Raw genomic sequence first — 13,151 nt, 5'->3', positions numbered from 1 at the left:
GCGAAGCCCACTCTTCGGGGAAGCCTACGGAAGCGCGTGCCGCTCGAGGACGCTCCAGGCGACCTCGGGGATCATGAACGAGGTGTAGCTGCCGCAATGCGTGCCGTTGTGGCTCCCGAGGGGCGTCGGGTTTGTCACTCCCCCCTCGATCCTGTGCCGCGCTACTCTCGGCGAGCGACGAGGTTTCTCGTCGAGCCTTATGACGGTCGAGCTGATTCACGCCATCGTTCGCCAGACCACCGTTCTCATCGCCCAGCTGGCGACCTCGGGGGGCTGGCGTGCCCCCCTGGCCCAGCTCGCGGACCAGGTGTTCCAGGACCTCGCGACCGAGCTTGAGCGGCAGGGGGTCAGCCGCAAGGTGAGCGCCGACATGTTCGGTATGGGGCTGCGGAGCTATCAGCGCCGGGTCCGGCGAATCACGGAGAGCTCGGTGGAGCGGGGCCGTTCGCTCTGGGAGGCCGTGCTCGACTACATCCGCCGCCGGGGGATCACGCCGCGGGCCGAGATCCTGAGGGCGTTCGCCGCCGAGGACGATGTCCTGCTCCGCGGGGTGCTCTTCGACCTCTGCGAGAGCCGTTTGATCTTCCAGGCGGGGCAGGGGGCTCAGGTGGTGTATCGAGCGGTCTCCGACGACGAGCTCGGCGCGCTCCGCGCGCTCCGCTCGGGCGAGGGCGTGGACGAGCTCGTCTGGGCGATCATCTATCGAGAGGGCCCGCTCACGCGCGACGAGCTGCTGCAGCGGACGCACATCGAGCGCGCGGAGCTCGAATCCGCCCTGGTGCGCCTCGTGGAATCGGGGCGAGTCGAGCGGACCGGGGAAGGCGCCGGAGCGACGTACAGCGCCGCGAGCCTGTACGTGCTGCTGGGCTCGCCGGTGGGCTGGGAGGCGGCGATCTTCGATCACTACCAGGCGATGGTGAAGACCATCCTGTGTCGATTGCGCGAGGATCGCACCGCGCCAGGCCTCGCCGACCGCGTCGGGGGGAGCACCTATACCCTCGACGTGTGGCCCGGCCATCCGTACGAACAGCGGGCCTACGAGACGCTGGGGCGCCTGCGCGCCCAGCTGGTCGAGCTGCGCGAGCAGGTCGAGGCATTCAACGCGGCGCACGAGACGCCGGACAGGTACACGCAGGTCGTGCTCTACATCGGACAGTGCTTGATCCCGCAGGACACCGGGGGCGGCGATGAGATCTAGGGTGGTCGCGGCGGCGGGCCTCGTCGCGAGCGCGGTTGGCGCGGCGCTCCTGGCCTCGGCCTGCAGGGACCTGGGCCCGCAAACCGGGAGCGAGACCAACTTTCTCAGGAGCTGCGATGCCGGCTGCGGGGACGGCCTCGCCTGCATCTGCGGCGTCTGCACGCGCGCCTGTTCGGCCGAAGGCGAGTGCGCGGCGCTCACCTCCGGCGCCCAGTGTGTGGCCGTGGCGGAGCGGCCCGCCGAGGCGGCGTGCGCCGCGGCCGAGAGCGCCGCGTTCTGCGATCTCACCTGCAGCGACGACGCCGACTGCGAGCCGCTCGGCGCGCCGTTCCGCTGCCAGGGCGGCTTCTGCCGGGCGCCCGGCGAAGGCGACGCGGCGGCCGCCTGCCCGGCGACCACGCTTTCGATCGGCGACAACGAGCGCACGGTGACGGTCGGGGACACGACCCGCAGCTACGTCGTTCGCCTCCCTGCCAGCTACACGGGCGCGAGCTCCATGCCGCTGGTCCTCGACTTCCACACGCTCGGCGGGACCTCGGCGGCGGAGGCCGAGGCCTCGGGGTACCGCGAGCTCGCCGAGAGCGAGGGATTCATCGTCGCGTGGCCCCAGGGCATCGAGGGCGCGTGGAACATCGGTCCGTGTTGCACCTCGTCACGCGACGTCGACGACGTGGGGTTCGCGCGTGCCCTGGTCCAGCAGGTCCAGGCGGAGGCGTGTGTCGACGTCAAGCGCGTCTACGCCGTGGGCGTCGCGAACGGCGGCGGGATGGCCTACCACCTGGCCTGCAACGCGGCGGACGTCTTTGCCGGCGTCGCTCCCAGCGCCTTCGACCTTCTGGCGGAGTTGGAGCAGCCCTGCCAGCCGGCGCGGCCGGTGACCGAGATCTCGTTCCGGGGCACCGCCGACGTGCTGGTCCCCTACGAGGGAGGGGCGCAGCAGGCGCCGAACGGCGCGAACATCACCTTTCTCGGCGCCGTCGGCACCTTCGAACGGTGGGCCGCGCTGAACCAGTGCACGGGCGCACCGAGCGCGGCAGACGAAAGCGGTTGCTCGACCTACTCGACCTGCGCGAGCGGCGTGGAGGTGACGCTGTGCACCGCGCAGGGCGGCGGCACGGCCTGGGGGAGCGCCGAGATCGGGTGGGCCACGCTGAGGCGGCATTCGCTGCCGTGAGCGAGGAACGAACGAGCGCCGGTTGATGGCCGGGAGCGGCGCGCGGCGCTCGTCCTCGGGAGGGGATGGCGCTCGCGACGGCTTGCCGTGTGGGGCGATTCGGTCCGTGCTCTGCCGAGCGTCAGGGTGGGTGAATCAGGGGCGTGGTCGGCATGCCGTCGAACCTGACTGGTGCACACCGTCACGATCGATAGAATGTCGACTGGGAATTCTAGACCTCCAACCTGACGGAGCGGCCGAGCTCGCAGGCGTACTCCTGAATTGCTTATCCATCTTGAGCGGAAACTTGCGAATCGGTCGGTCCAGACATGGAGAATTTTGATGCGTATGAATCGCTTTCTTGGATTTCTCTCCCTCTCGTTCGCGTGCAGCCTGCTCGCCTGTGCGGTGGAGCCGGGGGCTCTGGAGGACAGCGGCTCCCTCGAGTCCGGCGTGACCAGCCCCGACGGCATGATCGACGCGACGCTCACGATCCAGTCGCAGTGGGGCAGCGGGTACTGCGCGAACGTGACGGTCAAAAACCTGAGCAGCACCGCGGCCACCACGTCCTGGGGCATGGTCGTCGAGCTCGGCGGCACCACCGTGGCCAACCTGTGGAACGCGCGCTCCACGCCCTCGGGCGGGCGGCTGAACGTCACCAACGAGGGCTACAACGGCGCGATCGCGAAGGGGCAGACGGCGTCGTGGGGCTTCTGTGCGAACGGCACCGGGCGGCCCACCATCGTGTCGGCCAGCAGCACCGGAGGCACGGGAGGCGCGACCACGTCCTCCGCGAGCAGCAGCTCGAGCTCGTCCTCTAGCTCCTCGGCGAGCAGCGGCGCGGGCGGCTCGGGCGGCGCTGGTGGCTCGGGCGGCGCTGGTGGCTCGGGCGGCGCCACGACAGGAACTGGGGGATCGAGCGCGTATTCGCCGTGCCCGACGAACGGGGATCCTTGCAAGATCCTGCCGCTGGGCGACTCCATCACGGATGGGGTCGGGGTGTCGGGCGGCGGCGGCTATCGGATCGAGCTGTTCAGGAAGGCGCTGACCGCCGGCCAGAGCATCACGTTCACGGGCTCTCAGACGAACGGGCCGACGATGGTCGACGGTGTTCCGTTTCCGCGGAAGCACGAGGGGCACAGCGGCTGGAAGATCAACCAGATCGCGGGCCTCGTGCCGACGCCTTCGATGCAGGAGACCCCGCACATCGTGCTGCTCATGGCGGGGACCAACGACGTGGCGCAGAGCGACAACCTCGCCATGGCGCCGCAGCGGCTGGGCTCGCTCCTGGACAAGATCTTCGCCGCGGCCCCCGACGCGTTCGTGGTCGTCGCGAAGCTCATTCCGCTCAGCTTCAACGACGCCGCGGTCGTCGCGTACAACAATGCGCTGCCGCCGATCGTGGAAGCCCGGGCGTCGGCAGGGAAGCACGTGGTGCTGGTGGACATGCATACCGGGTTTCCGACGTCGGAGCTCGCGGACGGGGTGCACCCGAACGCGGCCGGCTATGCCCGCATGGCGAACCGATGGTACGACGCGATCGGCGACCTGCTGCCGTGAAGCGCCGGCGAGCCGGGTCGCCGACGGCCATCGAGCGCTGGCTCGGCGTCACGGCCACCGCGACCCTGCCGTGAGCCCCGAGCTCGCCCCGCCACGGGGCGCTGCGCTCGCCGCGCGTGCGGCCCGGCGAGCGCGCTCCGGTTCGCCTACTCGCCGAAGAAGTCGACGGCCTGGTTGCCGAGCAGCTGCTGTCCCGCGGCGTTCGCGTGGCAGCTGTCGGCGGTCGTCCCCCGCCCGAGCCGACCGAACGAGCCCGGATAGATCACGTTCAGCGTCGCATCGGCGGCCGCCTGCCGGGCGAGACGGTCGGTGCGCCAGGGGGATGACAAATTTGTCCAAGGGGGCCGACGACGATCTCGCCGTCTATTCGCGCGGGTCGCAGCGGCAATAGAACAAGGACGGTCGGACGCGAGCCGAGAGCCCTCGCGGGTCCTGACCAACGCCCCCTAACAGAAGGTGACGACGATGAACTCTCTTGTTCTTTCCTACCGATGGATGGCCTCCTGCGCTCTTCTGATAGCCGCGCTCTGCCTCGGCGCTTGTGGTTCGGAGAGCGACCCGGTCGACGGTGCGGGGTCGGGAGACGCCGAAACGGGAGGGACGACGGGCTCCGCCGGTCCCACGACCGGAGGTTCGACCAGTGGTGGGACAGGTGGAGGCGCCAGCGCGGCCGGCACTACCGTCGGCACCACCGGCACCGGTGGAGACGGCACCGGCGGCGCAGGCGCGGGCGGATCCGCGTCGGGGAGCACCGCGAGCACGGGCGGCGCTGGCGGCACCGCCGGAACGGGCGGTGGAGACGACGGCCTGCCTCCGACGGGAGACAACTCGGTGGCGTACACTGGCTGCTCGATGGCCAACAACATCGGCACTGGCTACAAGCGCGTCGGCGGCAGGATCATGTGGAACTCGGACGACTATCAGACGGGTGCCATGGTGGTGCAGAACTGGACGAACCCCAACAGCTCTTCCTGGCAGCTCTTCGACCGGAAGATGGCGTCGATTGGAGGGAAGGACGTCGTCAAGGCCATCATGGTCCAGATCTGCATCTTGTCCCAGCGGGCGACCGATCAAGAGCTCCGTGACATGGTCAATGCGGCGCGCCAGCACGTCGACCCGGGCACGCACATCTACATCGTGGGTCAGCCGGTCTACAATGAAGGACACGATTGCTTCATCGCCGGAGCCGGCGGTGCCGATTGGACTAACATGAAGGCACAAGAGCTGGCCAACGACCCGACCATCAACGAAAACATGAGCTACCTCGGGAAGTTCATCCTCAACAATGACGCGGGCGAAGTCAGCGACGGCTGCCACGCCAGCAGCCCGAAGGGCGAGAACGTGCTGGGAGAGCAGGCAAAGGCGTTCTTCGGGGGCTGATCGGAGCACAGGCCCAACGAAACCGAGCCGCGATGCGGACGAGCGCGCGCCGTGCGTAGAGGCGCGCGCTCCGGTGGCGTGCCCTGCTCATGGAATGGGAGCAGGCGTTGACCAGTGGATGATCTATGATTTCGCTTGCCCGTCCCTGCCGCGCCGTCGGTATCGCCTTCTTCGGGCTGCTGCTCTCGGCAGGTTGCACCGCGGGCGAGACAAACGCGAAGGACCGAAGCCTCGGCCACGCGGACGCTTGGGGTGGAAGGGCGCCAAGCTGCACCGGGCTACCGGCGACCTGCGGGCCATCGGGGAACGAGGACTGCTGCGAGAGCTCGCTGGTCCCCGGCGGAACCTTCGCTCGAAGCTACGACGGCGTGGACTATCTGGACCGAAGCTACCCGGCGACGGTGAGCGACTTCTACCTCGACAAGTACGAGATCACGGTGGGTCGGTTCCGGGCGTTCGTGAACGCGGGCATGGGCACGCAGGCCAGCCCGCCTGGGGATGGCACGGGCGCACATCCGAAGATCCCAGGCTCTGGCTGGAGCTCGGCGTGGAACACCAAGCTGCCCCCGAACACGGCTGCCCTGAAGAACGCCCTGAGCTGCATGGTCCATCAGAGCTGGACGGACACGGCGGGGAGCAACGAAAATAAACCGATCAACTGCCTGGACTGGTACACGGCGTTCGCGTTCTGTGCGTGGGACGGGGGACGGCTGGCGACAGAGGCGGAGTGGAACTACGCGGCCTCCGGGGGCAGCGAGCACAGGTACTATCCGTGGTCGAAGCCAGCCACCTCCACGACAATCGACGACAGTTACGCGGTCTACTGCGGCGGCACCTGCAGCCTACAGGACGTCGGGTCGAAGTCGCCGAAAGGCGACGGGAAGTGGGGCCAGTCCGACCTGGGCGGGAACGCGTGGGAGTGGACGCTCGACTGGGATCCGGTCCAGTACCCGATGCCATGCCATGACTGCGCCGCTGTGGCAGCGGGCTCCTACCGGGCTTTCCGGAGCGGCAGCAACGACGAGCTCGCCCCGACCCTGCGGTCAGCCACCCGGCACGTCTACTACCCGGAGCACCGAGGCAACATCGGGGCGCGCTGCGCCAGAACCCCTTGGTTCTACTAGACTAGAGGCTCAGAACGTGCACGTCGGCGCAGGGCCGGCCGTAAAAGGCTCCCAGCGGACGTCCTCGATCGCTACGTCCATCGGCGATTCCGAGTAGATGAGGAAGGGCGTGTTGACGTTGGTGATGTCGAGCCCTTTGTCCGTCAGGCACTTCAGCGGGACGGAGACCTCGTGCCACTCCCCGTCAGCGATGGAGGTCAGCGTGCTCGCGATGTTGATGTCGCCGAAGCAGGGATACACGCAGTGGGCCGACAGCGTGACCAGCGCGCCCTCGGGCGGAGCGTCGACGCGCGCCCGGAAGACGATCGAGGTCTCCGAGTTGTAATAGGGCGACAGATCGACCCCGGGCGCGCCCGCCGAGACCTGCGCGTAGATCTGGCCCGTCGCGCTCCAGGTCACCTGCTTGGCGCTGCCCTGGATCTCGCCGTCGACCGTGCTCGCGCTGACCTCGCCGCCGGGCAGGGTGGCCCCCATGCCCACGTCGATGCCGCCCCAGTTCGAGGGGCCGCCGATGCGCAGCACGTAATCACCCTTCTCGTCGCCGTCCACGAAGATCTCGAGCGGCTCGTTGGTGGTGCCGGCCTCCCCCGGGTCCGGGGCCGCGCAGCCGTGGCCCGTGGAGACCTCGGGCAGATCGTCGCCGAGCACGTCGGCGTCGGTGGTCACGAGGCCATAGCCATACGGGAAGAGCGGCGTCTCGCCATCTCCCTTGTTGATGGGCGCCTGGCAGTCGGCCGAGGGCCACGAGAACGACAGCTTGCCCTGGAACTCGTGATCGCCGAAGAGCACGTCGGCGACGCCGCCGCCCTCGCTGCCCGGCAGCCAGGCCGCGACGAACGCGTCCGACCGGTTGAGCTCCTTGTTGGTGTGGAGCGGGCGGCCCGACACGAACACCGTGACGATGGGCACGCTCGGCGCCTGGGCGCGGATGGTGTCGATGACGGCGAGGTCCTCGGGGTTCAGGTTGGCGTGCTCGAGCGTCTCGAACTTGCCGATGTCGCCCTGGCCCTCGGCGTAGGGCGTCTCGCCGATGACCACGATCGCGGCGTCGAAGGTGTCGGCCGCGGCGGTGCCGTCGGGGCTCAGGGTCGCGCTGCCGCTCATCCCGGCGCCCGCGATCGCCTCGTCGATGCCGGCGTAGATGGACTGCGCGTTCGGGAAATCGGCGTTGGTGTTGCCGGTGCCCTGCCAGGTCAGCGTCCAGCCGCCGGACTGGTTCTGGATGTTGTCCGCGGTCTTGCCGGCCACGAGGACGTTCATCGATTTGCTGAGCGGCAGGACGTCGCCCTTGTTCTTGAGCAGGACGAGCGACTTGCGCACGGCCTCGCGCGCCACGGCCCGGTGCTCCGGCGCGGCGAGGCGCGTGGCGTCGCCGGCGACCGACCGGGCCGAGGGGGCGCCCTTGTTCGCCTTGGGGCCGAAGAGGCCGGCCCGCATCTTCACGCGCAGGATCCGGGTCACCGCGTCGTCGACGCGGGCCATCGGGATCTCGCCGCTCTGCACCTCAGCGATGGTGTTCTCGATGAACGCCATCCAGTCGTTGGGCACCATGATCATGTCCACCCCGGCGTTGATCGCCGCGGCGCACTGCGAGTTGTTGCAACCCGGGAGCTGGCCGTGCCCGTTCCAGTCGCCGATGACGAAGCCGGTGAAGCCGAGCTGGCCCTTGAGGATGTCGGTGAGCAGGTACCGATTGCCGTGCATCTTGTCGCCGTTCCAGCTGCTGAACGACGCCATCACGGTCTGCGCGCCCGCCTCGAGCGCGGAGAGGTAGCCCTGGGCGTGGATGTCGCGCAGATCCTCCTCGGAGCAGACGGTGTTGCCCTGGTCCTTGCCCTGCTCGGTCCCGCCGTCGCCCATGAAGTGCTTGGCGGTCGCGATCACGTGTCTGCCGCTGAACAGATCCGCGCTGTCCGCCGGCCGGCCCTGCAGGCCCCGGATCATCCGGCCCGCGTAGCTCTTCACGATCTCCGGATCCTCGGAGTAGCCCTCGTAGGAGCGGCCCCACCGGTCGTCCCGCACCACGGCGAGCGTGGGGGCGAAGGCCCAGTCGAGCCCGGTGACGGCGACCTCGGTGGCGGTGATGGAGCCGATCTCCTCGATGAGATCGGGGTCGTTCATGGCGCCCAGCCCGATGTTCTGCGGGAACAGCGTCGCGCCGATCACGTTGTTGTGGCCGTGCACCGCGTCCACGCCCCAGATGACGGGGATGCCGAGGTGCTCGCCGGGCGCGCCGCTCGTGTCGGTGGAGGCGGCGTAATAGGCGTCCGCGAGGGCGACCCAGTCGGCCACGGTCGCGTGCTTGGAGCGGCCCGGCCAGGAGCCGCCGCCGTTCAGCACCGAACCGATGTGGTACTCCCGGACCTGGTCCGGCGTGATCGCCAGGATCTCGGGCTGGACCATCTGGCCGACCTTCTGCGCCGGGCTCATCTGCGCGAGCAGCTCGGCGATGGCGTCCTCGATCTCGGGGTCGAGCGGGATCTCGCTCGTCACCGTCGGCCACTCGACCGACGCGGTCTCGCCGCCCGCGCCGCCGCCGCCGGTGGTCGTGCCCGCGCCGGAGCCGCCCGCGCCGCCGTCGCCGCCGCCGGTGGCCGTGCCCGCGCCGGAGCCGCCCGCGCCGCCGTCGCCGCCGCCGGTGGTCGTGCCCGCGCCGGAGCCGCCCGCGCCGCCGTCGCCGCCGCCGGCGGCCGTGCCCGCGCCGGAGCCGCCCGCGCCGCCGTCGCCGCCGCCGGTGGCCGTGCCCGCGCCGGAGCCGCCCGCGCCGCCGTCGCCGCCGCCGGTGGCCGTGCCCGCGCCGGAGCCGCCCGCGCCGCCGTCGCCGCCGCCGGTGGCCGTGCCCGCGCCGGAGCCGCCCGCGCCGCCGTCGCCGCCGCCGGTGGCCGTGCCCGCGCCGGAGCCGCCGGTCCCGGACGTGGCGCCGCCGCCCGACCCGCCCGACCCTGTCGGGTCAGCCGGGGGATCCGTGGAGTCGTCCCCGCAGGCGGGGACAGGGATGGTCAGGGCTGCGAGGAGCAGCCATTTGCCGTATCGGTTTCGGTGCTTCATGCCGGCTCGAATCATGCCTGATCCGGGGCCGGATGTGGGACACCAAGACAGGAATGAGCTGGGCGCCGCGCATCGGCCCGAGGCCAGGGCACGTCTCGCAGCGGGGCGAAGCGCCTGGAGGTGCGCGAGCGCGGTGCCACCCCCTCCCGTCGTTCAGCGAGAGACCTCCTCATCGCTGGCGAGCTGCTCGCTGAACTCCCCCGGGAGCGCGAGCGACCACGCGGCCTCGCCGAGGCACCGGCGCTCCGCCGCGGCATGGCTCCCCGCGAGCCTGACCGCGGGGACGTCGACCACCTCGTCCACCGTGGTCTCGAGCGTGACACGCGCGCTCTTCGGACCCGGAGGGCAGCTGCCGAGCGCCTCGATGGTTCCCGCGCGGAGGGCGAACAGGGCGTTCCTCGGGAGGCTCTCCACCGCCGGGACTGCTGCGCCGCCACGGGAACGGAAACGTCAGCACCCGCTGCCTCAGCGCGACCCCGGGCAGCTCGTCCTCGGTCAGGTTCGCCGCCGTGGCACACATGCACCGGCCCAGGCACGACGGCCAGAAACCGCGCCCCTTACAGCTGAAGGCGACCAGACGGCCTTCGTCGCAACTCTCGCACCGGAGCCGCGCGAAGCCGCCGCAGAGCAGCCCGCAATCGAGATAGGCTTCGAGCTCCTTCTTCGCAGCTCGGGCATTTTCAGGTCCACGGGGCTGACGCCTCGCAGGAACGCAGCGTAGCAGTTCATGGTTTCTCCATCGCCCGCCACGCTCGCCGAAATTACGCAATCGGACGAGGTACGCTTCCGGGCGTGCCTCGAGCGACGTGCCTCGAGCGGCGCTCAGAAGTTCCAGCTAATCGAAGCATCGTCCACGTAGACCTGCTCCCACGCTCCCGGGCTCGTCCCCATCGTGACGCGCACCGTGATGTTCTTGGTGCACGCGGAAGTATTGTTGACCGTGTACTTGACCCAACCCGCAGTGCCCACGCCCGAGTACGACGTCGAACCGATATAGGTCCAACTCGTAGTGTCGAGCATGTCGACCGTACCATGGTTGGCAAAGCCGTTGCCATGCAGCCAGACGCTGGCCGAGCACGACGTCGGGGTCACTGTCGTCGTAAACCCCTTGTAAAATTGCAGCCAATCGGACGCGCCGGCCGATGGCGAATAGTACAAATAGGCTATCGTCGAAGGCGAACGGGCCGAGCTCCAGGAGGTTAAAAATCCCCCACCTTGGGCAGAATTGCTGGCCCAAAATCCCCAGCCGCCCGATTCCAGATTGTCATTGATGGTGACGGTGGCCGCCTTCGCGTCGTGCGCACTGCCGAGCAGGCTGCCGATGAGCGCCAATGCTCCAAACCCCATCCGAACGCCGTTCTTCGTGTTCATAACGATCGACATATTCGTGATTCCTTCCAGTTCGATTTGTTCACCCGCGGCGCGGTTAGGAAACCATAGAAATTTCGCCCGTGTCAAGCGCCGCGGGAATGGCGCCGGGAGAGCCGTCTTTCGCGCATCAGATACCCGCTCGCCCCGTCGCAGGGCCCGCGCGCCGTGCATTGGGTGCAGCTCTGGCTCGGCGCGCCGCCTGGCTCGTCGGGGGCGACGGTGGCCGCAGCAGTGTGCGCCGGTGACAGCGGACGACGTCATCGCGGGCGACTGCCAACTCCTCGGGCGGCTGATGCGATCGAGGGCGAAGCTCGGCCGGGTGCAGGAGCGGCAGAGGCGTTCGCGCCCCTCGTCGTCGTTCGCCTTGATGCGAACCGCGGCCTGCACGTTGAACCCATCGAGGTCCGTCGTGAAAGGCCCGCGTCGCTTCGGCTCGAAACGCGCCTCTCAAGCGTTATCCGCTTCCAGGGCCGCTCATTGGAACGATCTTCGGCTGGACGTTCGTCGAGGTATCGGTGGGCGCGCGGCCAGCGCAGGGCATGCGTGCGCGCCCGGCGGACGATCCGTCCTAGACTAGGGCGCGCAGCACACCGGCGCGCTCACGCGCCTCACCACCAGCCGATGTCCTGGATGATGGTGCCGATGTCGCCGTGCCGCACGATCGCGCGGTTCTGGCGGATTTCGTACGATTTCGGCGAGTTGTCGACGATGTCCTGATCGAAGGTGTGGCACTCGAGCTTGTACGTGCCCTCGCCCTGCATCAGCGCGCCCTTCAGCTTGATGTACGTGTCGTTGTAACGGCTCCTGAGCCGCTGGATCGCCTCGTAGCTGGCGTCGATGAGCAGCTCGAGGTGGACCGTTTTCTCCTGCTTGCCGTGCGACGCGTCGAACGCGAGGTTGACGATGATGCCGGCATTGAGCAGCGCATCGATATCGGACTTGGAGAACGTCTCGTACACCATGAGCTTCGCCATTGCGCGCTCCTTTCAAGATGTGCTCGTAGATGTACCACGGCGCGGGGCGCCGGACCGTGGATCGTCGTCGCAGCGCGGCGCCGGAGCCCCGGGGTCGCCCTCGGCACCGGGCTCTTCGGTGCCGCTGCCGTGATCTCTCGCGCCTCGAAGCGCGCGGGTCGTCAACCGCGCCTGTCAACCGGCGCAAGCCGCGGTTGACAGCACGCCCCGGCTTTCGCTGCCATGGGCGGAAAATTATCGCAACGCGACAGCCGTCGCGTGTTTCCTCCCATCGATCCGGCGCGTGGCACAGCGCTGGAACGTCCTGTGCATCGGGCCGCGCGGCGACCGACGTCGTGAGCGGGGGCCCGGGACGGCTCCTGCCACGCCATCCAGCCTCCGGCTCCTCGCGCGCTCCCGGCGCTCGCGCCCTCGGCTCCCGTGGCGCGGCGCGCCTCAAGGATGGATCATGTTCAACAAGACTTACCAAGCCACGCACCCGGACATGATGACGGGCGCGGACAACCAGACGCTCCGCGACCGATATCTCGTGCAAGGCCTGTTCGCTCCCGGCCATACCCGGCTGAGCTACTCCCACAACGAGCGCTTCGTGATCGGCGGCGCCACGCCCACGAAGGAGACCCTGGCGCTACCGGTTCAGACCGAGCCCAAGAGCGCCAAGGGCCGTCCTTTCCTCGAGCGCCGCGAGGTCGGGATCGTCAACGTGGGCGGCGCCGGCCGCGTCACCGTCGACGGCAAGGCCTACGACCTGAAGCCCCGCGACGGGCTCTACGTGCCCATGGGCTCGACCGACGTGACCTTCGACAGCGCGGACGCCGCCGCGCCGGCCAAGTTCTACCTGGCCAGCCTGCCGGCCCACACCGCCTTTCCGGTGACCAAGATCTCGATCGAGCAGGCCAAGCCCCTGGAGCGCGGGTCGCCCGAGCAGTCCAACGAGCGCACCATCTATCAATACATCATCCCGGGCGTGTGCCAGTCGGCGCAGCTGCTCCTCGGCGTGACCTTCCTCAAGCCGGGCAGCGTCTGGAACACCATGCCGCCGCACCTGCACGACCGCCGCTCGGAGATCTATCTCTATTTCGGCCTGACCGGCGACAATCGGGTATTCCACTTCATGGGCCAGCCCGACGCCATGCGCCACCTCGTGGTCGGCGACGGCGAGGCGGTGATCTCGCCGCCGTGGTCCATCCACATGGGCGTGGGCACCTCGAACTACGGCTTCATCTGGACCATGGGCGGCGAGAACCTCGATTACACCGACATGGACGTGCTCGACGTCTGTCAGCTGAAGTAGGGCACCCGAGCCCGCGCCCTTGACCGCCGCCCGCCGGTGGTGGGGGTGC

General features: G+C 69.2%; 10 protein-coding genes and 1 pseudogene. 6 read left to right on the top strand and 5 right to left on the bottom strand.

The features are described from left to right. The first annotated feature begins 199 nt into the window (after positions 1-199). The 5 genes from WMF20_RS42090 (at position 200) to WMF20_RS42070 (ending at position 6,415) form a co-directional block, all read left to right on the top strand. Positions 200-1,198, top strand: coding sequence for a hypothetical protein (locus WMF20_RS42090; protein WP_437607301.1), 999 nt, complete (start codon positions 200-202; stop codon positions 1,196-1,198). Then, positions 1,188-2,372, top strand: coding sequence for an alpha/beta hydrolase family esterase (locus WMF20_RS42085; RefSeq protein ID WP_437607300.1), 1,185 nt, complete (start codon positions 1,188-1,190; stop codon positions 2,370-2,372). The genes WMF20_RS42090 and WMF20_RS42085 overlap by 11 nt, the downstream gene beginning before the upstream one ends. Before the next feature lie 327 nt (positions 2,373-2,699). Continuing rightward, positions 2,700-3,911, top strand: coding sequence for a GDSL-type esterase/lipase family protein (locus WMF20_RS42080; protein WP_437607299.1), 1,212 nt, complete (start codon positions 2,700-2,702; stop codon positions 3,909-3,911). Between the two features lie 465 nt (positions 3,912-4,376). After that, a complete protein-coding gene (locus WMF20_RS42075) occupies positions 4,377-5,291 on the top strand; it encodes a hypothetical protein (protein ID WP_437607298.1) in 915 nt (304 codons plus the stop codon). A gap of 125 nt (positions 5,292-5,416) precedes the next feature. Beyond that, positions 5,417-6,415 (top strand): formylglycine-generating enzyme family protein, encoded by a 999-nt coding sequence (locus WMF20_RS42070; protein ID WP_437607297.1) that lies wholly within the window; start codon positions 5,417-5,419, stop codon positions 6,413-6,415. A 9-nt stretch (positions 6,416-6,424) separates the two neighbouring features. Here the strand turns inward: WMF20_RS42070 and WMF20_RS42065 are convergent, their stop codons facing one another. The 5 genes and pseudogenes from WMF20_RS42065 to WMF20_RS42045 all read right to left on the bottom strand — a co-directional run bounded on the left by WMF20_RS42065 (position 6,425) and on the right by WMF20_RS42045 (position 11,808). Continuing rightward, complete coding sequence (locus WMF20_RS42065; RefSeq protein ID WP_437607296.1) at positions 6,425-9,463, bottom strand: glycoside hydrolase family 3 protein; 3,039 nt, start codon at positions 9,461-9,463, stop codon at positions 6,425-6,427. Positions 9,464-9,616: 153 nt separating this feature from the next. Beyond that, positions 9,617-9,877, bottom strand: a complete 261-nt coding sequence (locus WMF20_RS42060) for a hypothetical protein (protein ID WP_437617267.1) — start codon at positions 9,875-9,877, stop codon at positions 9,617-9,619. A gap of 46 nt (positions 9,878-9,923) precedes the next feature. Next, positions 9,924-10,232: pseudogene (locus tag WMF20_RS42055) on the bottom strand (transposase zinc-binding domain-containing protein); the annotation flags it as partial. 53 nt (positions 10,233-10,285) lie between these two features. Further along, positions 10,286-10,834: a hypothetical protein gene (locus tag WMF20_RS42050; RefSeq protein WP_437607295.1), complete on the bottom strand. Its 549-nt coding sequence runs from the start codon at positions 10,832-10,834 to the stop codon at positions 10,286-10,288. A 608-nt stretch (positions 10,835-11,442) separates the two neighbouring features. Further along, positions 11,443-11,808 (bottom strand): hypothetical protein, encoded by a 366-nt coding sequence (locus WMF20_RS42045; RefSeq protein ID WP_437607294.1) that lies wholly within the window; start codon positions 11,806-11,808, stop codon positions 11,443-11,445. Positions 11,809-12,256: 448 nt separating this feature from the next. On the opposite strand from WMF20_RS42045, the gene kduI reads away from it, so the two are divergent. Beyond that, on the top strand, positions 12,257-13,102 hold the full coding sequence (kduI, locus tag WMF20_RS42040) for a 5-dehydro-4-deoxy-D-glucuronate isomerase (RefSeq protein ID WP_437607293.1): 846 nt from the start codon (positions 12,257-12,259) through the stop codon (positions 13,100-13,102). Positions 13,103-13,151 lie beyond the last annotated feature (49 nt).

The organism is Sorangium sp. So ce834 (genome assembly GCF_051521425.1).
Taxonomy (GTDB): domain Bacteria; phylum Myxococcota_A; class Polyangia; order Polyangiales; family Polyangiaceae; genus Sorangium; species Sorangium cellulosum_D.
The sequence above is the reverse complement of the archived record's forward strand: the minus strand, read 5'-3'. Positions and strand labels throughout refer to the sequence as shown.